Source organism: Curtobacterium herbarum (assembly GCF_016907335.1).
In the GTDB taxonomy this organism is placed as follows: domain Bacteria; phylum Actinomycetota; class Actinomycetes; order Actinomycetales; family Microbacteriaceae; genus Curtobacterium; species Curtobacterium herbarum.
Genome location: NZ_JAFBBT010000001.1, coordinates 881203 through 902497 on the forward strand (window position 1 = coordinate 881203; position 21295 = coordinate 902497).

20 protein-coding genes are annotated in these 21295 nt (G+C 70.8%); 9 read left to right on the forward strand and 11 right to left on the reverse strand.

Annotated elements, in window-relative coordinates; genetic code table 11:
- Positions 1-969, forward strand: a complete 969-nt coding sequence (gene bla, locus JOD51_RS04305) for a class A beta-lactamase (protein ID WP_204607182.1) — start codon at positions 1-3, stop codon at positions 967-969.
- Between the two features lie 78 nt (positions 970-1047).
- On the opposite strand, the gene JOD51_RS04310 is transcribed toward bla, so the two are convergent.
- The 4 genes from JOD51_RS04310 to JOD51_RS04325 all read right to left on the reverse strand — a co-directional run bounded on the left by JOD51_RS04310 (position 1048) and on the right by JOD51_RS04325 (position 5199).
- Positions 1048-2064: an ABC transporter substrate-binding protein gene (locus JOD51_RS04310; protein ID WP_204607183.1), complete on the reverse strand. Its 1017-nt coding sequence runs from the start codon at positions 2062-2064 to the stop codon at positions 1048-1050.
- 68 nt (positions 2065-2132) lie between these two features.
- Positions 2133-2984: an ABC transporter ATP-binding protein gene (locus tag JOD51_RS04315; RefSeq protein ID WP_239539773.1), complete on the reverse strand. Its 852-nt coding sequence runs from the start codon at positions 2982-2984 to the stop codon at positions 2133-2135.
- Positions 2981-4123, reverse strand: coding sequence for a FecCD family ABC transporter permease (locus tag JOD51_RS04320; protein ID WP_259558717.1), 1143 nt, complete (start codon positions 4121-4123; stop codon positions 2981-2983). Before JOD51_RS04320 ends, JOD51_RS04315 begins: the two co-directional genes overlap by 4 nt.
- Positions 4120-5199, reverse strand: coding sequence for a FecCD family ABC transporter permease (locus tag JOD51_RS04325; RefSeq protein ID WP_259558719.1), 1080 nt, complete (start codon positions 5197-5199; stop codon positions 4120-4122). The genes JOD51_RS04320 and JOD51_RS04325 overlap by 4 nt, the downstream gene beginning before the upstream one ends.
- A 28-nt stretch (positions 5200-5227) precedes the next feature.
- On the opposite strand from JOD51_RS04325, the gene JOD51_RS04330 reads away from it, so the two are divergent.
- The 3 genes from JOD51_RS04330 to JOD51_RS04340 are packed head-to-tail and all read left to right on the forward strand — an operon-like array spanning position 5228 to position 7335.
- Entirely contained in the window at positions 5228-6052 is an 825-nt protein-coding gene (locus JOD51_RS04330) for a siderophore-interacting protein (RefSeq protein ID WP_204607185.1), read from the forward strand.
- Positions 6053-6103: 51 nt separating this feature from the next.
- The gene (locus JOD51_RS04335) at positions 6104-6895 is read left to right on the forward strand and encodes a hypothetical protein (protein ID WP_204607186.1); all 792 of its coding nucleotides are present in this window, start codon (positions 6104-6106) and stop codon (positions 6893-6895) included.
- Positions 6896-6951: 56 nt separating this feature from the next.
- Positions 6952-7335 carry a VOC family protein gene (locus tag JOD51_RS04340; RefSeq protein WP_204607187.1) on the forward strand — a complete coding sequence of 128 codons (384 nt, stop codon included), beginning with the start codon at positions 6952-6954 and terminating at the stop codon, positions 7333-7335.
- Positions 7336-7458: 123 nt separating this feature from the next.
- On the opposite strand, the gene JOD51_RS04345 is transcribed toward JOD51_RS04340, so the two are convergent.
- The 3 genes from JOD51_RS04345 to JOD51_RS04355 all read right to left on the reverse strand — a co-directional run bounded on the left by JOD51_RS04345 (position 7459) and on the right by JOD51_RS04355 (position 10771).
- On the reverse strand, positions 7459-8373 hold the full coding sequence (locus JOD51_RS04345; protein ID WP_204607188.1) for a carbohydrate ABC transporter permease: 915 nt from the start codon (positions 8371-8373) through the stop codon (positions 7459-7461).
- A 1-nt stretch (position 8374) separates the two neighbouring features.
- Complete coding sequence (locus JOD51_RS16895; protein ID WP_204607189.1) at positions 8375-9340, reverse strand: carbohydrate ABC transporter permease; 966 nt, start codon at positions 9338-9340, stop codon at positions 8375-8377.
- A 69-nt stretch (positions 9341-9409) separates the two neighbouring features.
- Positions 9410-10771: an extracellular solute-binding protein gene (locus JOD51_RS04355; protein WP_204607190.1), complete on the reverse strand. Its 1362-nt coding sequence runs from the start codon at positions 10769-10771 to the stop codon at positions 9410-9412.
- Between the two features lie 231 nt (positions 10772-11002).
- On the opposite strand from JOD51_RS04355, the gene arfA reads away from it, so the two are divergent.
- Positions 11003-12505, forward strand: a complete 1503-nt coding sequence (gene arfA / locus JOD51_RS04360; RefSeq protein ID WP_204607191.1) for an arabinosylfuranosidase ArfA — start codon at positions 11003-11005, stop codon at positions 12503-12505.
- 798 nt (positions 12506-13303) lie between these two features.
- Here arfA and JOD51_RS04365 read toward each other — a convergent pair.
- Positions 13304-14284, reverse strand: a complete 981-nt coding sequence (locus tag JOD51_RS04365) for a LacI family DNA-binding transcriptional regulator (protein WP_259558733.1) — start codon at positions 14282-14284, stop codon at positions 13304-13306.
- Positions 14285-14591: 307 nt separating this feature from the next.
- Between JOD51_RS04365 and JOD51_RS04370 the strand changes: the two genes are divergently transcribed.
- The 4 genes from JOD51_RS04370 to JOD51_RS04385 all read left to right on the forward strand — a co-directional run bounded on the left by JOD51_RS04370 (position 14592) and on the right by JOD51_RS04385 (position 19912).
- Positions 14592-15539, forward strand: coding sequence for a carbohydrate ABC transporter permease (locus JOD51_RS04370; RefSeq protein ID WP_204607192.1), 948 nt, complete (start codon positions 14592-14594; stop codon positions 15537-15539).
- A complete protein-coding gene (locus JOD51_RS04375; protein WP_111074781.1) occupies positions 15536-16498 on the forward strand; it encodes a carbohydrate ABC transporter permease in 963 nt (320 codons plus the stop codon). Before JOD51_RS04370 ends, JOD51_RS04375 begins: the two co-directional genes overlap by 4 nt.
- 139 nt (positions 16499-16637) lie before the next feature.
- Entirely contained in the window at positions 16638-17972 is a 1335-nt protein-coding gene (locus JOD51_RS04380) for an ABC transporter substrate-binding protein (protein ID WP_204607193.1), read from the forward strand.
- A 95-nt stretch (positions 17973-18067) separates the two neighbouring features.
- Entirely contained in the window at positions 18068-19912 is a 1845-nt protein-coding gene (locus JOD51_RS04385; RefSeq protein ID WP_204607194.1) for a glycoside hydrolase family 35 protein, read from the forward strand.
- 36 nt (positions 19913-19948) lie between these two features.
- On the opposite strand, the gene JOD51_RS04390 is transcribed toward JOD51_RS04385, so the two are convergent.
- The 3 genes from JOD51_RS04390 to JOD51_RS04400 form a co-directional block, all read right to left on the reverse strand.
- Positions 19949-20251 (reverse strand): hypothetical protein, encoded by a 303-nt coding sequence (locus JOD51_RS04390; RefSeq protein WP_204607195.1) that lies wholly within the window; start codon positions 20249-20251, stop codon positions 19949-19951.
- Positions 20252-20497: 246 nt separating this feature from the next.
- On the reverse strand, positions 20498-20959 hold the full coding sequence (locus JOD51_RS04395; RefSeq protein ID WP_204607196.1) for a hypothetical protein: 462 nt from the start codon (positions 20957-20959) through the stop codon (positions 20498-20500).
- Positions 20956-21267: a biopolymer transporter Tol gene (locus tag JOD51_RS04400; RefSeq protein WP_204607197.1), complete on the reverse strand. Its 312-nt coding sequence runs from the start codon at positions 21265-21267 to the stop codon at positions 20956-20958. The genes JOD51_RS04395 and JOD51_RS04400 overlap by 4 nt, the downstream gene beginning before the upstream one ends.
- Between the last annotated feature and the right edge of the window lie 28 nt (positions 21268-21295).

Consider the following 21295-nt stretch of genomic DNA (forward strand, 5'->3'; position numbering starts at 1 on the left):
ATGCCGGATCGGACGAGGGCCACCATCGCGACCGCGCTCGTCGTCGCGTCGGCGATCGCGTTGACCGGCTGCCAGTCGGGGACGACGGTGGTCGGGCTCCGCGGTAGCGCGCCCACCTCCCGGGCCGGGACGAACGCGGTGACGCCGACCCCCGCGGCACCGACCCACGCGAGCACGACGAGCGCGGCGACCGCCCGGGCCCTCGACGCTCTGGAGACCCGGGACGACGCCCGCCTGGGGCTCGTCGCGATCGACACCGGCAGTGGTGCGACCGTCACGCACCGGGCGGGGGAGCGCTTCGCGTTCGCGTCGGCCGCGAAGGTGTTCATCGCCGCGACCGTGCTCGACGACGCCGGGGCGGACGATCTCGACGCCGTCGTGCCGATCGAGCAGCACGACGTCCTCTCCTACGCACCGGTGACCTCGCAGCACGTCGGCTCGGGCATGACGGTCCGGGCGCTCCTCGACGCCATGCTGCGGTCGAGCGACAACACGGCCGCGAACCTGCTCGTCGCCCGGGTCGGGGGTCCGGCGGTCGTGCAGCAGTGGCTCCGGGGGATCGGGGACCAGGTGACGCAGGTCGTCCGGGTCGAGCCGGACCTCAACGAGGCCACCCCGGGTGACGAACGTGACACGACCACGCCGGCGCAGTTCGCGGCGGACCTGCGGACCGTGCTGCTCGGCGACGCGCTGCGGCCGGAGGACCGGAAGCTGCTCGTCGACACGATGGCCGGCACCACCACGGGTGACGCGACGATCCGCGCCGGTGTGCCGGACGGGTGGACGGTCGCGGACAAGACCGGTACCGGTTCGTACGGTGTCCGGAACGACGTCGGGATCGTCACCCCGCCCGGCGGTACCCCGATCGTGCTCGTCGTGATGACCAGTCGGTCGCGGGCGGACGCGGATCCGGTCGACGCGCTCGTCGCCGCGGCGACGAAGACCGCCGTCGCCGGCCTGCGCGGCTGACCCGGAGCGGGCTGACGACGGAACGGGAGGCTCCCCACCGGCTGGTGAGGAGCCTCCCGACTGCGTCGTGCGGTCGCGTCAGGAGACCGGCTTGCTCTCCGCGATCCAGCCCGCGAGCTTGGTCATGTAGTCGGCCTGCGAGGCGTAGTCGAGCGCGGGGAAGGTCCAGCTGTGGACCTGGCCGGCCCGCAGGGCGGCGTTGTCGGCGAACGTCGGCTGCTTCTCGAGGTCCGCGACCTGGTAGCCCTGCTGCGAGAGCAGGATCACGTCACCGGTGATCTGGCCCGCGTTCTCCCAGCTGTAGATGCCCCAGTACCAGCCCTTGGGCTTCGGGACGACGAAGTCCACGCCGAAGTCGGTGTACATCTGCAGCGTCGGCTCGTCGGACGGGCGGGTGACGTAGGCACCGTCGCCGTCCGCGTACATCGAGACGATGGAGAGGTCGCTCTTCTTCGCGGCCTGCTGCAGGGCGCCCTTGGCGGTGTCGAAGTCCTTCTCGGCGGCCTCGACGGTGGTCTCCTTCGCCCCGAGGGACTCGGCGAGGTCGGCGATGTGCTCGATGACGTCCTCGCCCTCGCCGCCCCACTTGACCTGGGCGATCGGCGCGATGGCGGCGACCTGCTCCTGCTGTTCCTTGTCCTTGAAGCCGTAGCCGGGCTGCGTGGTGTCGAGCGTGCCCTTGGCGTCGGTCGGGTAGACCGAGGTGACGATGAGGTCGGGCTTCAGGGCCGCGAGCTTCTCGAGGTCGATGTCGCCGTAGGCGTTGCCGAGCTGCGTGATGCCGTCGGTGTCCAGACCCTTGAAGCGCTGGTCCTTCGCCATGGTCAGCTGGCCGAAGGTGCCGACCGGGCGCAGGCCGTACTCGATGAACGAGATCGCGATGTCGTTGAGGACCACGACGCGCTTCGGGGTGTGGTCGACCTTCACCGTGGCTCCGGTGGCGTCCTCGTACGACCAGGCGCGGGAGGACGCGCTCGTGCCGTTGCCGGCGTCGTCGGATCCGCCGGTGCTCGAGCAGCCGGTGAGGATGAGGGCCGTCGCGGTGACGGCGGTCAGGAGGGCGGCACGGACCGTGCCGCGGCGGAGAGTGTTCACGTTAGGTGAGCCTAACCTAACCCGTATCGATGCACCAGTTCCGGGTCGGATCCCGGCCGGGAGGCACGTCAGACGTCGTGCTCGTCGGCCTCCGGGACCACCATGGGCGCGCCCGTCACCGGGTCCGGCACCACGCGGGCGTGCAGGCCGAACGCCTGCTCGAGGACGGCCGGGGTGAGGACCTCGGCGGGCGTGCCGTCGGCCACCACACCGCCGTCGTGGAGCACCACGAGCCGGTCCGAGTAGCGCGCGGCCAGCGTCAGGTCGTGCAGCACCATCACGACGGTCGAGCCCTGCTCGCGGTTGATCCGGCGGACGAGGCGGAGGACGTCGAGCTGGTGCGCCAGGTCCAGGTAGGTGGTGGGTTCGTCGAGCAGCAGGGTGTCCGCCCGCTGCGCCAGGACCAGGGCGATCCAGGCGCGCTGGCGCTGCCCACCGGACAGGCTCGCGACGTCGCGGTGGGCGACCTCGGTCAGACCGGTCGCCGCGATGGCGTCCTCGGCGACGGCCGCATCCTCCGCCGTCCACGGGCGGGCCCAGGACTGGTGCGGGTTCCGGCCGCGCATCACCAGGTCGAGCACGCTCGTGCCGGCCGGGGCGAGCGGCGACTGCGGCAGGATCGCGAGCTTCCGCGCCACCGCACGGTTCGGCTCCTTCCGGATCGGCAGGCCGTCCAGGAGCACCTCGCCGGCCTGCGGCTTGAGCACCCGGCCGAGCGCCTTGAGGAGCGTCGACTTGCCGCACCCGTTCGCGCCGAGGAACGTCGTCACGGTGCCGTGCTCGATCGTCAGGTCGAGGTCGCGGATGACCGGGGTCCGGTCGTACCCGACGGACAGGCCACGGGCCTCCAGGACGGGGGCGGCGTGTCCGCGACCGACGGCCGGCGTCGCGGCCGGTGCCGAGTGGGTCGTCGTGGTCATCGGGACATCTCCTTGCGGTGACGGATGAGGAGCCAGATCAGGTAGGGGGCGCCGATCACGGTGGTGACGATGCCGACCGGCACCTGCCAGGGGAAGGCCGAGCGGGCGAGCAGGTCCGCGCCGAGGACCAGGACCGCGCCGAGCGCTGCCGACAGCAGCAGCGGTGGCCGGTTCGTCCCCGCGATCCGCAGTGCGATCTGCGGGACCACGAACGCGACGAAGCCGACCGGGCCGGCGGCGGCGACCGCGGCGGCGGTCAGGACGACCGCCAGGCCGATCACGAGCAGCCGGTGCCGCTGGACGCCCAGGCCGACGCCGGTGGCGACCTCGTCGCCGAGCTGCCCGATGCCGAGCGCGCCCGAGGTCGCGAGGGCGATCGGCACCCCGACCGCGGCGATCACCAGCAGTGGCCACACCGTCGTCCACGAGGTGCTCGACAGGCTGCCGACGAGCCACTGCGACGCGGCGGTGGCCTGGGTGATCTTCGCGCGGACGAGCAGGTAGCTCGTGACGGCGTCGAGGGTCGCGCTGACCCCGATGCCGACCAGGATCAGCCGGTGGCTCTGGACGCCGCCGCGCCAGCCGAGCCCGTAGACGATGGTCGCCGCGACCAGGGCGCCGATCGTCGCGGCGACCGGGATGCCGCCGCCGAGGACGAGGGCGCTGATCGAGGAGCTGCCGCCGCCGAGGACCACCGCCGCCACCGCGCCGACGCTCGCGCCGGAGGTCACACCGATGATGTCCGGCGTGCCGAGCGGGTTGCGGGTGAAGGTCTGGGTCAGGGCACCGGCGACGGCCAGGGTCACACCGACGAGCGCTCCGGTCAGGACCCGGGGCAGGCGCAGGGTCGTCACGATGAACTGGTCCGGGCCGGACTCCAGGCCGAGCAGCGCACGGACGACGGTGCCCGGGGCGATGAACGTCGAGCCGATCGCGACGCCGAGGACGACGAGCAGCAGGGCCGCGACGACCGCGACGACCGAGGTGGTGAGGACGCGGGGGCGCCAGGCCAGACCGACCGGGCCGATGCGGATGCCGCGGCGGGGGCCGGTGGCGGTGCGCGTGGCGGTCGGCGTCGGCCCGCCGGTGGTGGGGTCGGCGGTCGGCACGTCGGTGTCGACCCGCGTCGTGGCGCTCACAGGGACACCAGCGATCGGCGACGGGCGACGGCGACGAACACCGGACCGCCGATGACGGCCAGGACGATGCCGACCTCGACCTCGGCGAACCCGCCGATCAGGCGACCGACGACGTCCGCGGCCAGGACCAGCACCGCCCCGAGCAACGCCGACGCCGGCAGGGTCCACCGGTGCCCGGTCCCGACCACGGCGCGGGCGACGTGCGGCACGGTCAGCCCGACGAAGGCGATCGGACCGGCCGCGGCGGTGGCGCCTGCGGCCAGCAGGGTGATGCCGCCGAGGCCGACGAGCCGCGCGGTGAGCAGGTCCTCGCCCAGGCCCTTCGCCAGCTCCGACCCGAGCCCGAGCGCGTCGAGGGCCCGGGTGTTCCAGATCGCGAGCACGAGGCCGACGGCCATGAACGGCCACGCGGCGGCGAGCACGTCGAGCTGCCGACCGGACAGGGACCCGACGACCCAGAGGCGGTAGGCGTCCAGGGAGTCCTGATCGGTGAGCACGATGAAGGACGTCAGTGCGCCGAGCAGTGCGGACACCGCGGCTCCGGCCAGGGCGAGCGGCACCGGACTGGCGGTCCCGCTGCCGGCGACCGTCACCGAGAAGACGACGACGCTCGCGACGACCGCGCCGACGAGCGCGAACCAGACCGAGGCGCTGGTGCTCGTGACGCCGAAGACGAAGACCCCGAGCACGACCGCCAGACCCGCACCGGCGGAGACGCCGAACAGGCCGGGGTCGGCGAGCGGGTTGCGCGTGTGCCCCTGCATGAGCAGTCCGGCGATCCCCAGGGCTGCCCCGACGCTCGCGCCGATCAGGGTGCGGGGGACGCGGGAGCCCCAGACGATCGCCTCGTCGGTCCCCGAACCGGTGCGCATCAGGCCCGCGAGCACGCGGTCGGCACCGATCTGGTTGCTGCCGAGGAGCATGCTCGCGACCGCCGCCACGACGACCAGCACGGCGAGGCCGAGCAGGATCGCGACACGGCGTCGAGCCGTCCGACGGTGCACCCCGGAGGCGCCGATCACCGCTCCGGGCAGGGCGGCGGGCGCGGTCGGGACGGCGAGGGGAGGGGGTGGCACGGAAGCCATATTAGGTTAGCCTTCCCTCATGGCGAAGATCCCGAGGCTGATGCCCGAGAACCCGCGGCTGTTCCGGGCGAGTGTCGTCCGCACCGAACGGCACACCCCGTCGATCCACCGCGTCACCATCGCGAGCGACGAGATCCGCGACTTCCCGTTCCTCGGCTTCGACCACTGGTTCCGCCTGTTCCTGCAGCGCCCCGAGCAGGACACCTTCGTGATGCCCGAGCTCGACGGTGCCAAGTGGTGGCCGCAGTACCTCCGCATCGCCGAGGACGCCCGACCGCACTGCGCGAACTACACCGTCGCCGGACACCGCCCAGAACTCGGCGAGATGGACATCGACTTCGTCGTGCACACCGGCGCCGACGGCCAGCTCGAGGGCCGCGCCGCGATCTGGGCCTGCGGTGCCCGGCCCGGCGACGAACTCGCGCTCCTCGACCAGGGCTGCATCTTCCACTGCCCCGACGACGCCAGCGAGGTCGTCATCGCCGCCGAGGAGACCGGCCTGCCCGCCGTCGTCGGCATCGCCCGGTCCCTGCCGCGGGACGCCGTCGGCCGCATCATCCAGGAGGTCCCGTCGGCGCTCGACATCCGCGACCTCGACGCCCCGGTCGGTGTCACCGTCACCTGGCTCGTCCGCGGTGACGCCGCCGCGGTCCCCGGACGTGCGGCGCTCGCCGAACTGCAGCGGCACGTGCCCTCCGACGACCGCGGATACGCGTTCGTCGTGGGGGAGTCCCGCCTGGCCACCGAGGGGCGCCGGCACCTGCACCGTGCGGGGCTGCCGAAGTCCCGCATCACGTTCTCGGGGTTCTGGAAGCACGAGGCACGCCAGCCCGCGATGGCCTGAGCGCCTGCTAAGGCTCGATCGCGGGGCCCCCGCCTGTGGCACGCTTGCGGCATGGGGGAACACACGGACGACCCGCGCCGGGGGCGCACCCGGCGAGCGACCGCGACGGCGGTCGTCCTTACCGCTCTGCTGCTGGTGACCGGCTGCTCGATGCTGCCGGGCAGCACCGGCTCCGACACGGCATCCAGCCGACGGGCAACGCCGCACCGCACGCCCACCGCCCGTGCCACGCCCACGCCGACCCCCACCCCCACACCGACGGCCCCGCCGGTCGCCGAACTCACCGGTGTCACGATCGACGCGGGGGACGTCGCCGAGGGTGCTCCCGCGACCGTCTCCGGCATCGGCCCCTCGGACATCGCGTTCCGGGTCCGCGGGGACTTCGGCGTTGTCGCCGACCTGGACTGTTCGGGGTGCACCGGTACCGCGACCATCACGGCACCCGGGCGGATGTCACCGTTCGGCTCCGCTCGGGCACCCCTCGAGGCGTCGTTCGTGACCAGCGTCCTCAAGAACGACCCGGAGCAGCAGATGCTCATCATCGAGGCCGACGGCCCGTGGTCGCTCACGCTGCGCAGCTGGAACGACCTGGCGACGGTGTCCGGCCCACAGTCCGGAACCGGTCCCGCCGTGCTGTTCTTCTCCGACGACGTCGGGCACGTGAAGGTCGACTACACGCCGGCCAGCGCGGACGACCGCTTCGGCCTCCGCGTCTTCACGACCTCGGACGCCACCCGGATCTACGGCGACACGGAGGCGTTCTCCGAGACCTTCGAGGCCGATCTGCCGGGCATCCTCGCGATCGCCACGAACGGGAAGTGGACCGTCACACCGACACCCTGACGCGCTGACGCGCTGACGCGCTGACGCCCTGGGAGGCCCGCGCGTAGCCTCGCGCCATGAGCTGCCGACTGAGCGAACTGGTCCTCAACTGCGACGACCCCGAGGCACTGTCCCGCTTCTGGTGCGCCGTCCTCGACTACGTCGAACTCGGCAAGGACGAGGACGGCATCGAGATCGGCCCGGCCTCGGGCTTCGGCGGCGCGACACCGACCATCATCCTGGCCCGTGTCCCGCACGCGGAGGCCCAGCCCCTCCGCCTGCACCTCGACGTCAACCCGGTCGACCGCGACCAGGACGCCGAACTCGAACGCCTCCTCGCGCTCGGCGCCCGACCGGCGGACGTCGGCCAGACCGGCGAGGAGTCCTGGCACGTGCTGCAGGACCCGGAGGGCAACGAGTTCTGCCTCCTCCGGTCGCGGCTCGAGCCGCTCGCCGGCTGACGGGGCTGACCGGGGGCACCCCGCGGGTGCGGACCGCACCCACGACGGACGGGAGGCTCCCCACCAGCTGGTGGGGAGCCTCCCGTCCGGCACGTGGTCCGGACGCGACGTCCGGACCGGGCGTCAGCCCTTCAGGCCGGAGCCGGTGACACCCTCGACGATCTGCCGCTGGAAGATCAGGTACAGGATGATCAGCGGCAGCGCCGCCAGGATCGCACCCGCCTGGATGTCGGCGTACCGCTGACCGAAGCTGCCCTGCACCGTGGCGAGCCCGACCGGGATCGTCATGAGGTCCGGGTTCGACAGCACGAACAGCGGCAGCAGCAGGTTGTTCCAGACCCCGACGAACGTCAGGATCGTCACCGCCGCGATCACCGGACGCGACAGCGGCAAGATGACCGACCAGTAGATCTTCCAGATGCCCGCGCCGTCGATGCGCGCGGCCTCCTCCAGCTCCTTCGGGATGCCGTCGAAGAACTGCTTGAAGATGAAGACCGCGATCACGGCGGGCACCTGCGGGAAGATCACCGACCAGTAGGTGTTGAGCAGGTTGACCGCGTTGAGCTCCTGGAAGATCGGGATGATCAGGACCTGCGTCGGGATCATGATGCCCAGGATGATGAGCAGGAACGCGATGTTCCGGCCGCGGAACACCAGCCGCGACAGCGCGAAGGCCGCCATCGACGCGAAGATCACCGTGAGCACCGCGGTGACGACGCTCGTGACACCGCTGGCCAGGTACCAGTTCCAGATGTCGCCGGACTGGAACAGCGACGCGTAGGAGTGCAGCGTCGGGTTCCAGTTCGACAGGATCGACTTCGCGCCGAGCGCGGCCACACCGTTGTCCGACAGCGAGGTCTTCAGCGCGAACAGGCTCGGGATGAGCCAGATGATCGCGAACACCGTCAGGACGACGGCGGACACGATCGTGAAACCGCGACCGCTGACGCCGATCTTCGCGGCGCTCGTGGGGGCGGCGGACGAGACGCCGGTGCGGAGCTTGGTGCGGCCGGTGGTGATGCTCTCGGTGGCGGTCATGTCAGGCTCCGATCTCACGCTTGGCGGCGGCGCGCTCGACGAGCTGCCGGATGATCGCGATGGCGACGATCACGATGAACAGCAGCACCGACGCTGCCGACGCGGCACCGAGCCGGTTGTCGGTGAAGCCGACACCGGTGATGAGCTGCAGCGAGACCTGGGTCGAGATGCCCGGGCCGCCGTTCGTCATCAGGTACACCTGGTCGAAGATCTTCAGGCTCGCGATGATCTGCAGCAGGATGACGAGCGTCGTCGTGCGGCCGAGCAGCGGCAGGGTGATCGACTTGATCTGCTGCCAGTTCGACGCACCGTCGACGGCAGCCGCCTCGTACAGCTCGCGGGGGATCTCCTGCAGACCGGCCAGGTACAGCACGAAGTTGAAGCCGAGGGTCCACCAGACGGTGGCGATGGCGACACCGATCATCGCCGTGTTCGGGCTCGACAGCATGCCCGAGCCGGGGGTCATGCCGATCGCGGACTGGATGGTCGCGAACAGGCCGGTGGCCGGCGTGAAGATGAACACCCAGATCAGCGAGATCGTCGCCGACGGCAGGATGAACGGCAGGAAGAACGCCAGGCGGAAGAACCACTGGCCCTTGTTCATCCGGTTCGTCAGCACGGCGAAGACGAACGCCAGGATCACCAGCGGCGGGGTCGTGTACAGCGTGAACTGCAGGGTGTGCCAGAGCGACGACCAGAAGTCGGAGCGCCCGAGCATCTCGGCGTAGTTCGCCAAGCCGGCGAAGCTCCCGAGCCCGGTGCGGACGGTCGAGGTGTTGAAGAAGCTCGTGACGATCATCCAGACCGTCGGGCCGAGCAGGAAGGCGATGTAGAACAGGCCGAACGGGGCGAGGAACAGCCACCCGCTGCGGCCCTGCCCGCGGGTGAGACTGGTGCGGTAGGTACGGAGTCGACGGGGCGCGGCGGCCGCGTCCGTGGGGCGGTCGAGGACAGGTGCTGTGGTCACGTCATCGTGCCTTTCGCGCGGTGTTCACGGTGGTCGTGTGCCCGGTGTTCTGCCCGGTCGTGTGCCCGTTCACAGGGGGCTCGGGGTGTTGAGGTAGGTCGCCAGCTGGCTCTTGATCGCACTGAGTGCCTGCGCGGGACTCGAGCTGCCCTGCTGCACGAGGGCGAGCTGCGCACCGACCGTGCCCTCGAACGTCGAACCCGATCCGCCGTACCACGCGGCGTCGTCGAAGACCGCGGTCTCGGCGGCCGCGGCGTAGTTCGACTGCGGCTTGAGCTCCTTGTACTTCGTGCTGTCGAACGTGGGCATGTAGGCCGGGACGTGCCCACCCTCGGCCCAGGTCAGGCTCTGCTCGAGCATCTGCTTGATGAAGAGCAGCGCGGCCTTCTTCTGCTCGGGCGTGCGGTCCTTCTTCGGCAGGATGAACGTGTGCGAGTCGGCCTGGGTGGCGGGCTTGTCGTAGAGCGTCGGGATCGGCGCCATCCCGAACTTCAGCCCCTTGATCGACTGGGCGGTGCTGATCTCCCATTCGCCCTGCATGAAGAAACCGGCCTTGCCGTCGAACATCAGCGACTGGGCGGTGGCGTAGTCCAGGGCCTTGTTCATCCAGCCCTGCTTCACCCACTTCTGGGTGCGGTTGGTGACCTCGTTGTAGGCGTCCTCGTTGACGGTGAGCTTCGCGCCGCCGTCGCTGATGAACGGCGTCGCACCGTTGATCTGGTTGTACATCGTCCAGAAGAAGCGCCACGGGGTCGCGGTCTCCGGCACGACGTTCGCGACGTTGAGTGCGGTGCCACCGGTGACCTTGGACACGGCGGCGAGGGCGCTCTCGAACGCGTCCATGCCGTCCAGGTTCTTCAGCTCGCCGTCGCTGTCGAGCAGCCCCGCTTTCCTGCAGACGTCCACGTTATAGAACAGCACGAACGGGTGGGTGTCGAGCGGGATCGCGATGTTGGCGCCGTCGGTCTTCTGCGCGGCCCACGCCTTCTGGTTGAAGTCGCTGGCCTTGAGACCGACGCCGGCCAGGTCCTCCGCCGTGATCGGGTCGAGCAGGTCGCCGTCCCAGAGCGGCTTCGCCCGGGTCAGGTGCGCGATCGCGACGTCCGGCGGCTTGTTCCCGACGGTCGCCAGTGTCAGCTTCGAGTAGTACGGGTTGCCCCACGCGAAGGTCGTGGCCTGCAGGGACGACGAACCGCCGTGCTGCTTGGCGTAGCCGTCCTCCATGGTCTGCATGCGGACACCGTCGCCGCCGCCGAAGAGGTTCCAGAAGACGAGCGTCTCGGGGTTCAGGGCGCTGCCGGCGAGACCGGCGGCGAGCGGGCTGGAGCAGGCGGCGAGCGGCAGGACCGTCGCGGCCGCCGCTCCGGCCGCAAGCAGGCTCCTCCGGGTGAAGGTGGACCCGCGGAGGGGTGGGACGGATCGGTTCGGCATGGCATCACTCCATCGGGACGGGCCGAAACGGGACGGTCATCCGGGGAGGAACGACGTCCCGATCGCGGGGCTTCGGTGCCCCGTGAGCGCTCACATTAGTGCCGCGCCGACGCGCGCACCAGCCCTTCCGTCCCGTGTCGACACCCGATAGCGTTTCCTGCAGGTGAGCGCTCACTTCCGTGACCCTGCGGAACACTCGTGCTCGACGCACAGCCTGATCGAAGGAGATCCATGCCCCGCACACACCTCGTCCTCGACTCCGCGTTCACGGTGGGGCCGGTGCGGCGCCGACTGTTCGGCGGCTTCGTCGAACACCTCGGCCGCCACGTCTACGACGGCATCCACGAACCCGCCCACGAGTCGGCCGACGAGCACGGCTTCCGCAAGGACGTCATCGAACTCGTCAAGGAGCTCGGCGTCACGACCATCCGCTACCCCGGCGGCAACTTCGTCTCCGGCTACAAGTGGGAGGACGGCGTCGGCCCGGTCGAGCAGCGTCCCCGCCGACTCGACCTGGCGTGGCACTCGACCGAGACGAACGAGGTCGGGCTGCACGAGTTCCAGCAGTGGCTCGACTCCGTCGGCTCGGAGCTCATGCTCGCCGTGAACCTCGGCACGCGCGGGGCCGCCGAGGCCATCGAGCTGCTCGAGTACGCGAACATCCCCGGCGGCACCGCCCGGTCCGAGGAGCGCAAGGCCAACGGCCGCGAGGAGCCCTTCGGCATCACCATGTGGTGCCTCGGCAACGAGATGGACGGCCCGTGGCAGCTCGGCCACAAGAACGCCGAGGACTACGGCAAGCTCGCCGCGATGACCGCGAAGGCGATGCGGCAGATCCAGCCCGACCTCGAGCTCGTCGCCTGCGGGTCCTCGGGTGCGTCGATGCCGACGTTCGGCGAGTGGGAGCGCACCGTCCTCGAGCACGCGTACGAGGACGTCGACTACATCTCGGCGCACGCCTACTACGAGGAGGACCAGGACCTCACCTCGTTCCTGGCCTCCGGCGCCAACATGGACCACTTCATCAAGACGGTGACGACCGCGGCGGACCACGTGCAGGCGCACAAGGGCTCCGACAAGCGGATCGACATCTCGTTCGACGAGTGGAACGTCTGGTCGATCACGAAGTGGGAGGCACAGCAGAAGACGTTCACGCTCGACGAGTGGCCGGTCGCCCCGCGCCTCCTGGAGGACGTCTACACCGTCGCCGACGCCGTCGTCCTTGGTGGGCTGCTCATCTCGCTCCTCCGCCACGCGGACCGCGTCGCATCCGCGTCGATCGCGCAGCTCGTCAACGTCATCGGCCCGATCATGACCGAGCCCGGTGGCGAGGCCTGGCGCCAGACCACGTTCTTCCCGTTCTCGGTCACGTCGCGCCTGGCGCACGGCACGTCGCTGAACGTCGTCGCCTCGGGTGACACGATCGACGGCGGCAAGCACGGCACCGTCCCGGTCGTCGACTCGGCGGCCACGGTGGAGGACGGGCACGCCGCGGTGTTCCTCGTCAACCGCCACCAGAGCGAGAGCACGACGGTCACGATCGACCTGTCCGGGCTCGACGTCGATGGTGACGTGCACGCGGAGGGCATCTGGGACGATGACCTGCACGCCGTGAACGACCTGTCGAACACCTCCCGCGTCGGCCTGCGGACCAACGAGTCCGTCCGCCGCGAGGGTGACACGATCACGATCGAGCTGCCGCCCGTCTCCTGGACGGCGCTCTCGATCGGGTAGTCGCCTCGGCGCACGCTGCGTGCGGCGAGCGTCGAGTGAGCAGAGGACGCCGGGTCCCTTCGGGGGCCCTGCGTCCTTCGCTGTGCGGGCCGGCGGCGCGGCGGCGCGGCGGGCCGGCCCGGCGGGCTGCCGCCGGCCCGGCGGGGCCGGCGGGGCCGAGCCTCGGCTGTGCGGACACATTGCGGCTCGCGTGTGGCGCATTCTGTCCGCGTGGCCGAGCCTCGGCGCGGTTCGCGCTGGGCGACACCGCTCGCGGTGGCCGCCGCGCGGATTGTCGCCGAGCGCGAGTCTCGTGCGGCCGGGAGGCGCGTGGCGGGCCCGCGCCGCGCCTCCCGTCCGCCGAAGCTCGGCTGTGCGGACACATTGCTGCCTGCGTGCGGCGCATTCTGTCCGCGTGGCCGAGCCTCGGCGCGTTTCGCGCTGGGCGACACCGCTCGCGGTGGCCGGCGCGAGGCGTGTCGCTCAGCGCGAGTCTCGTGCGGCCGGCAGGCGCGTGGCGGGCTCGCGCCGCGCCTCCCGTCGGCCGAGCCTCGGCTGGGCGGACACGTTGCGGCCTGCGTGCGGCGCATTCTGTCCGCGTGTCCGAGCCTCGGCGCGGTTCGCGCTGGGCGACACCGTTCGCGGCGGCTGACCCGCGGCCTGTCGCTCAGCGCGAATCTTGTGCGGCCTGGAGGCGCGTGGCGGGCCCGCGCCGCGCCTCCCGTCCGCCGAGCCTCGGCTGGGCGGACACATTGCGGCCTGCGTGCGGTGCATTCTGTCCGCCTGGCCGAGCCTCGGCGCGGCCCCGCGGCTCCGCAGCTAGCGCGCCGGCGGCGCCGCCGTGCTCGCACGCACGACGAGCCGCACCGGCACGAGGTCCGTCGCTGCCGTGACCGCGCCGCCCTCGATCTGCGTCAGGAGGGTGGCGACCGCGCGCCGTCCGACCTCGTCGAAGGACTGGTGCACGGTGGTGAGCGGCGGCCAGAACGAGTCGGACTCGGGGGAGTCGTCGAAGCCCACGACGCTGAGCGAGGACGGGACGGCACGCCCGACCTCGTGGCAGGCGCGGAGCACACCGAGCGCGGTCTGGTCGTTCGCCGCGAACACCGCGGTGATCTCGGGGCGTCGGGCGATCTCGAGGCCCGCCCGGTAGCCGGACTCGGTGCTCCAGTCGCCGCCGAGCACGGGCGGGACGGTGCGTCCGGCGGCGGTGAGGGCCGCACTCCAGGCCGCCTGACGCCGCGCGGCCGAGTACGACGACGCCGGTCCGGCCACGTGCCAGACGGTGTCGTGGCCCAGGTCGAGCAGGTGCTGGGTCGCCAGGCGGGCGCCGTCGGCCTGGTCGGTGTCGATCGCCGGGTGCTCGGTGGTGCCGGTGGAGTCGACGACGACCATGGGGACGCCGTCGGGGAGCTCGACCTCTGCGGTGTCGATGACGTGCGACTCGATGATGATGACGACACCGTCGACGGCCTGTTCGTGCAGGCGGGAGAACGCGGACCGGACGCCCTCTTCCGTGCGAGAGGCCATCGGCAGCAGCGTGATGGTGAAGTCGGCGACCCCCGCGGCGTCGGCGATCGCCTCGAGCGTGCGCATGTTGCCGTACGAGGCGAGCGTGAACATGATCACGCCGATGGTGCGGAAGCGCCCGGAGCGCAGTGCCCGGGCGGCGCGGTTCGGCCGGTAGCCGAGGTCGGCCATCGCCTGCTGGACCCGGGTGCGGGTCTCGGGGCTGACGTTGTCGAACCCGCGGGCCACGCGGGAGACGGTCTGCATCGAGACCCCGGCGGCGTCCGCCACGGCGGCGAGGGACGGGGCCCGGCGGGGGACTGCGGTGGCGTCGGTGGTCGTCGAGATGGTCGCGCCCCCTTCCGTGCGAACGACGTGGGGCCGGGACGGGTGCGCCGCCGGGGGACGGGCACCGGATCACGACCGGTGGACCGGCGTCGGTGCGCGGCCACTCCTCCGAACGCTAGCGCATGTTGACGTTGCCATGCTATGGTCGCCTCCGTTCGATGTTGACGTCAACATCAGCGCGGGTCGCAGCACGACCACCCGGCGCTGCGGTCCTCGTCGACGTCAGTTCAGGACACGACGAAGGAGTCACATGAGCACGCTCACCGCGCGGAGCCCCGAGGCCGCGCCGCGACGCACGGGCACCACGCCCGCACCGCGTCGCCGTGGGAAGCCCCGGGGTCGCATGACCGGCTGGCTGTTCGTCGGCCCGTTCGTCGCCGTCCTCGTGCTGATGCTCATCGTGCCGATCGGCTACGCGCTCTGGCTCAGCCTGTTCCGCGACCAGCTCATCGGCGGCAACCAGTTCGTCTGGTTCGCCAACTACGTGCAGCTGTTCCAGGACGCCAAGTTCTGGTCCGGGTTCGGCCGCGTCGCGATCTTCCTGGTCGTCCAGGTGCCGATCATGCTGGTCCTGGCCCTCGTCGCCGCCCTGGCCCTCGACAGCGCCCGCCTCTGGGGCACCGGGTTCTTCCGCATTGCGGTGTTCCTGCCCTACGCCGTCCCCGGTGTGGTCGCGGCACTGATCTGGGGCTTCATCTACGGCAACCAGTTCGGCCTGACCGGAGCCGCGAACGACGCCATGGGCATCGACCTGCTCCAGCCGTTCAGCCCGAGCTGGGTCCTGACGAGCATCGGCAACGTGGTCACCTGGGAGTTCCTCGGCTACAACATGCTGATCTTCTACGCCGCCCTGCGCACGGTCCCCGGCGACCTGTACGAAGCGGCCGAGCTCGACGGCGCCGGCCCGATGCGCACCGTGTTCTCGATCAAGCTCCCGGCGCTCCGCGGCCCGATGGTCATCGCGACGATCTTCTCGATCATCGGCAGCTTCCAGCTCTTCAACGAGCCGAACCTGCTGAAGACCCTCGCCCCGAACGTCATCGGCAGCGCCTTCACGCCGAACATGTACGCCTACTCGCTGTCCTTCAGCGGCCAGCAGTTCAACTACTCCGCCACCGTCGCGATCGTGATGGGCGTCATCACCGCCGTCATCGCCTACGTCGTGCAGGTCCGCGGCACCCGACAGGAGAACCGATGAGCACCCTCCAGGGTCCCGCCCCCCTCACCGTCACCGAGGCGACCACGACGCAGGGTGACCCGCGTGACCGCCGCACCCGCGCCTCCCGGAAGGCGGCCAAGCCCGTCGACGGACGCAAGGTGAAGCGCTCCGGTCTCCTGACCGCGGTCATGGTCGTCTTCGTCGTCTACTCGTTCGCACCGCTCTTCTACCTGCTGGTCAACAGCACGAAGACGCAGTCGTCGCTGCTGTCCACGTTCGGCCTGTGGTTCGGCGGGAAGTTCAACCTCTGGCAGAACATCGTCGACACGCTCACCTACAACGACGGCATCTTCGTGCAGTGGCTCGGCAACACGCTGCTCTACGTCGTCGTCGGTGCGGGTGGCGCGACGCTGCTCGCGACCGTCGCCGGCTACGGCATGGCGAAGTTCCAGTTCCCCGGCCGTCGCGCCGTGTTCGCCATCGTCCTCGGCGCGATCGCCGTTCCGGGCACGGCTCTCGCGGTGCCGACGTTCCTGCTCTTCTCGCAGGTCGGCCTGACCAACACCCCGTGGTCGATCATCCTGCCGTCGCTGATCAGCCCGTTCGGCATGTACCTCATCTGGACCTACGCGGTCGAGGCGATCCCCACCGAACTCATAGAGGCCGCCCGCATGGACGGCGCCGGCGAGTTCCGGATCTTCTTCACCATCGCGCTGAAGCTCCTGGCGCCCGGTGTCGTCACGGTCCTGCTGTTCGCGGTCGTCGCCACCTGGAACAACTACTTCCTGCCGCTCATCATGCTGAGCGACCCGAAGTGGTACCCGCTGACCGTCGGCCTGAACCAGTGGAACGCGCAGGCCACCGGCTCCGGTGCGCAGCCGATCTACAACCTCGTCGTCACCGGCTCGCTCCTCACGATCATCCCGATCGTGGTCGCGTTCCTCTTCCTCCAGCGCTTCTGGCAGTCCGGCCTCGCGGCCGGCTCCGTCAAGGCCTGATCCCGCCCTCCGGCCCCGGTCAGCAGCACCGGAACCCGGCCGGGAGGCACGGAGCGGCCCCGCAACGGACCGCACCGGCACCAGCAGTCCCTCCTCCACGAAGAAGCACCTTCTTCACGATGAAGTGAAAGGCACCACCATGCAGAAGCGTCTCCGGCGCGGGCTCAGCGCCCTCGCCATCGGCGTCACCGCCGCGATGGCCCTCGCCGCCTGCGCGTCCGGCGGCTCCGCCTCCGGCGGCTCGGCCTCCGACATCGACAAGGCCCTCGAGCAGGGCGGCACGCTGACCTACTGGTCGTGGACCCCCTCCGCGAAGGACCAGGTCGCCGCGTTCGAGAAGGCCTACCCCAAGGTGAAGGTCAAGCTCGTCAACGCCGGCACCGGCGCCGACCAGTACACGAAGCTGCAGAACACCGTGAAGGCCGGCTCGGGCGCTCCCGACGTCGCCCAGGTCGAGTACTACGCGCTGCCGCAGTTCGCCCTGTCCGAGTCGCTGCTCAACCTGTCCGACTACGGCTTCGGCGACATGAAGAGCAAGTTCGCCGCGAGCACCTGGAAGTCGGTCTCGATGGACGGCAAGGTCTACGGCCTGCCGCAGGACTCCGGCCCCATGGCGATGTTCTACAACAAGAAGGTCTTCGACCAGTACGACATCGCCGTGCCGAAGACGTGGGACGAGTACGTCGCCGCGGCCAAGAAGCTGCACGACGCCGACCCCGAGAAGTACCTGGCCGCCGACTCCGGCGACGCGGGCTTCACCACGAGCATGATCGCCCAGGCCGGCGGCACCCCGTTCACCACCGACGGTGACAAGGTGACCATCAACCTGCAGGACGCCGGCACGAAGAAGTGGACCAAGACCTGGAACCAGCTCGTCGAGCAGGGCCTGCTGGCGAAGACCGTCGGCTGGACCGACGACTGGTACAAGCAGCTCGGCAACGGCGAGATCGCCACGCTGATCACCGGCGCCTGGATGCCCGGCAACCTCGAGGCCAGCGTCGCCGACGCCAAGGGTGACTGGCGCGTCGCCCCGATGCCGACCTACGACGGCCAGACCGCGGCCACCGCGAACAACGGCGGCAGCGCCGAGGTCGTCATGAAGCAGTCGAAGAACCCGGCCCTCGCCGCCGGCTTCCTCAAGTGGCTGAACTCGTCGAAGGCCTCCACCAAGGTCTTCATGGAGTCCGGCGGGTTCCCGTCCACCACCGCCGACCTCGAGTCGTCCGCGTTCCTCGACGAGAAGCCGGACTACTTCGGTGGCCAGCAGATCAACAAGGTGCTCGTCGACGCGTCCAAGGCGTCGGACAACGACTTCACCTACCTGCCGTACCAGGTGTACGCGAACAGCGTCTACGCCGACACCGTCGGGCAGTCGTACGAGAAGGGCACGTCGCTCGAGTCGGGTCTGTCGGCCTGGCAGGACGCGCTCGCGAAGTACGGCAAGCAGCAGGGCTTCACGGTCTCGACCAAGTAGTCCCACCACATCGACGCGGCCGTGCGGGTTCCCCGCACGGCCGCGTTCCCACGAGACGCGTCGGCACCGACGTGTTCCCACCAGAAAGCAACGACATGCGCTTCGCCATCGGCGACACCGACTTCCTGCTCGACGGGCAGCCGCACCGGGTGCTCTCCGGTGCGATCCACTACTTCCGCGTCCACCCCGACCTGTGGGCCGACCGGATCCACAAGGCCAAGCTCATGGGCCTGAACACCGTCGAGACCTACGTCGCGTGGAACGCACACGAGGAAACGCCCGGCACCTTCGACTTCACCGGCGGCCTGGACCTCGGCCGGTTCCTGGACCTCGTCGAAGCCTCGGGCATGCACGCCATCGTCCGTCCCGGCCCGTACATCTGCGCCGAGTGGACCAACGGCGGGCTGCCGTTCTGGCTCTTCACCGACGGCACGGTCGGCATCCGCCGCGACGAACCGCAGTTCCTCGCCGCGGTCGGCCGGTACCTCGACGCCCTCGCGCCGATCCTGGTGCCGCGGCAGATCGACGCCGGCGGCCCGATCGTGCTCGTGCAGGTCGAGAACGAGTACGGCGCCTACGGATCCGACCCGGTGTACCTCGAGAAGCTCGAGCGCATGCACCGCGACATCGGGCTCACCGTCCCGTTCACGAGCGTCGACCAGCCGATGGACTCGATGCTCGAGGACGGCTCGCTGCCGTCGCTGCACAAGACCGGCTCGTTCGGGTCCCGCTCCACCGAGCGCCTCGCACGGCTCCGCCAGGCACAGCCGACCGGACCACTGATGTGCTCCGAGTTCTGGGACGGCTGGTTCGACAGCTGGGGCGAGCACCACCACACCACCCCGGCCGCCGCCTCGGCCGCGGACCTGGACGACCTGCTCGCCGCCGGCGGCTCGGTCAACGTCTACATGTTCCACGGCGGCACGAACTTCGGCTTCACGAACGGCGCGAACGACAAGGGCGTGTACCGGCCGATCGCGACGTCGTACGACTACGACGCCCCGCTCGACGAGGCCGGACGCCCCACCGAGAAGTTCCACGCGTTCCGTGACGTCATCGCCCGGTACGCACCCGTCCCGGAGCTGCCCGCGGCGATGCAGCCCGGCGGGTCCGGCCTGCTCGCGTCCGTGTCGGCGTCGCCGTCCGCTGACGGCCTGGAGGCCCGGCCCACCCCCGCCGCGGACGTCGCCGTCCGCCTCGACCACGTCCTGCCGCTCGTCGACCTGCTGCCGACGATCACCAGCTGGACCACCCACGAGACGCCACCGACCTTCGACCAGTTGGGCGCCGCCTCCGGGTTCGTCTTGTACCGGACGGAGGTCGACCTGCCCGCCGGCGGCGTGCTGACCGTCGCCGAGGAGGTCCGCGACCGCGTCCTCGTCCGGGTCGACGGCCGGACCGTCGGCGTCCTGGAGCGGGAGCACCACGATCGTGCGATCGCCCTGCCACCGGTGACGGGCCTCCTGGAACTGCTCGTCGAGGACCAGGGCCGCGTCGACTACGGGCCCCGGATCGGCGAGCCGAAGGGGCTCATCGGCGCGGTCCGGATCGACGACGACGTGCTGTCGCGCTGGACCGTCTCACCCCTGGCACTCGACCCGCTGCCGGAGGGCGCGCTCGATGCCCTGCGGACCGCAGCCGTGCCGACGGGGGAGACCCTCGCCGGTCCGGTGTTCGCCACGGGGGCGTTCGACCTGCCGGAGAGCGACGCAGACCGCGACCGCTTCCTGGCGCTCGACGGGTTCCGGAAGGGTGTCGCCTGGGTCAACGGGTTCTGCCTGGGCCGGTACTGGTCGCGTGGGCCGCAGCGGACGCTCGCCGTCCCGGGGCCGGTGCTCCGGGCCGGTCGGAACGAGGTCGTCGTGTTCGAGGTGCACGCCTCGGCGGCCCGCACCGTCTGCATGCGTGTCGAGCCGTCGCTCGGGCACACCGAGGGCTGAGTCCTCGTCCGGTGCTCGGTCTCGGTCTGGGTGGGGTCAGCAGGTCGGTTCGGGGACGAGCACCGCGATCCGGCCGACCCGCACGACCGGGACACCGCCGCGCTCACCGAGACGCTCGCCGGCGAAGCGGACGAGCACCCCGGGCTCGGTCCGCTCGGCCTCGACGAGTGCGGCGGCCTGGGCCGGTGTGACCAGCAGCTCCCACGGTCGGCGGACGCCCGCGGCGTCCTCGGAGCAGAGTTCGAGCAGCACACCGACCCTGGCGCCGGCCGGTCCCTCGGCCGTCGTCGTGCCGGTGCGCAGCCCCACCAGTGCGCCCGTGTGCGTGATGTCGTTCATGGTCCCCCTCGGTCCTCGGCGTCCTCGCCGCGATGAGCCTACGGCGGCGAGGATCGCTCGCACCTCATCCGGAAGGTGGGGAATCGCGGGTGTCGCGTCCACCATGCGGGTGACGGGGTGGCGGACCGAGGTGGCTCGGCGGCGCACCGAGCGCCGTCCGCCCAGGTCGCACGATCGGCCGGACCGACGGCTACCGAGCAGCAGGAAGTGCGACTCCGGCGACCGGGGTCCGACTTCGGGGCTGTGTCAGAACGCCCGAGCCTCGGCCCATTCACGGACGCGCAGGAGGCCTTGACGACGCCAGATCCAGTCCGGGGCGAACTTCGTACCGTCGTCCTCGTACGCCTTCGTCAGGAGTCCGATCTGTCGTCGACGCTGGCGACCGGTCTCGTCCACCCACTCGACGTACCCGTCGTCGAGCACGGTCGATATCTGCGCGCGCGGCACCGACCAGCTCAGGACGTACCCGTCGTAGCGGAGCTCCTCGTCGCCCAGGCGGACCGCCACGCGTCGAGCTCGAGCGGTCGTCCATGCGCCGAAGCCCACCATGAGCACGCCGAGGGCCACGATGAACACCCGAGCCGACGCTTCCGGGACGAAGGCGACCGTGATGAGGACAGCGCCGACCACGATCTGCAGGGGACCGAGTGCAGCGGTGCTCGCGCTCCGCTCCCACGCGGGGGCACGGATGACCTCGTCGTCGGTCACGGCGTCCCGTCGAGCCGGTCGAGGTCCGCGAGGGCCTGTTCGGCCTGCGCGATCCGCTCGGGTTCGGGTCGCTCCCACCACTCGGGCCCCCGCTCGCCGAGCCCGTGCTTGGCGAGGCCGTTGCGGTGGCGGGCGGCGGCGACGGCACTCTCGTCACCGGCCCGCTTCGCCAGCTTCACCCCGTTCCGTCCGCGACCCAGATGTGCGCGGAGGCGTGCTGCCAGGTCCTCGGGGAGCGCCGGGTCCGTCCGCCGCCAGCGTCGTCCGCTCACGACGAAGAAGTGGTCGTCCTCCACGCCCGCGGTCATGCCCCGAGTCTGCCCGAACCACGTGCGA

What these genes read in the sequence shown, in the direction of transcription:
- bla (WP_204607182.1), top strand. Translation starts at nt 1, where the DNA reads ATGCCGGATCGGACGAGGGCCACCATCGCGACCGCGCTCGTCGTCGCG.
- JOD51_RS04315 (WP_239539773.1), bottom strand. Translation starts at nt 2,984, where the DNA reads ATGACCACGACGACCCACTCGGCACCGGCCGCGACGCCGGCCGTCGGT.
- JOD51_RS04330 (WP_204607185.1), top strand. Translation starts at nt 5,228, where the DNA reads ATGGCGAAGATCCCGAGGCTGATGCCCGAGAACCCGCGGCTGTTCCGG.
- JOD51_RS04335 (WP_204607186.1), top strand. Translation starts at nt 6,104, where the DNA reads ATGGGGGAACACACGGACGACCCGCGCCGGGGGCGCACCCGGCGAGCG.
- JOD51_RS04340 (WP_204607187.1), top strand. Translation starts at nt 6,952, where the DNA reads ATGAGCTGCCGACTGAGCGAACTGGTCCTCAACTGCGACGACCCCGAG.
- JOD51_RS04345 (WP_204607188.1), bottom strand. Translation starts at nt 8,373, where the DNA reads ATGACCGCCACCGAGAGCATCACCACCGGCCGCACCAAGCTCCGCACC.
- JOD51_RS04355 (WP_204607190.1), bottom strand. Translation starts at nt 10,771, where the DNA reads ATGCCGAACCGATCCGTCCCACCCCTCCGCGGGTCCACCTTCACCCGG.
- arfA (WP_204607191.1), top strand. Translation starts at nt 11,003, where the DNA reads ATGCCCCGCACACACCTCGTCCTCGACTCCGCGTTCACGGTGGGGCCG.
- JOD51_RS04370 (WP_204607192.1), top strand. Translation starts at nt 14,592, where the DNA reads ATGAGCACGCTCACCGCGCGGAGCCCCGAGGCCGCGCCGCGACGCACG.
- JOD51_RS04375 (WP_111074781.1), top strand. Translation starts at nt 15,536, where the DNA reads ATGAGCACCCTCCAGGGTCCCGCCCCCCTCACCGTCACCGAGGCGACC.
- JOD51_RS04380 (WP_204607193.1), top strand. Translation starts at nt 16,638, where the DNA reads ATGCAGAAGCGTCTCCGGCGCGGGCTCAGCGCCCTCGCCATCGGCGTC.
- JOD51_RS04385 (WP_204607194.1), top strand. Translation starts at nt 18,068, where the DNA reads ATGCGCTTCGCCATCGGCGACACCGACTTCCTGCTCGACGGGCAGCCG.
- JOD51_RS04390 (WP_204607195.1), bottom strand. Translation starts at nt 20,251, where the DNA reads ATGAACGACATCACGCACACGGGCGCACTGGTGGGGCTGCGCACCGGC.
- JOD51_RS04400 (WP_204607197.1), bottom strand. Translation starts at nt 21,267, where the DNA reads ATGACCGCGGGCGTGGAGGACGACCACTTCTTCGTCGTGAGCGGACGA.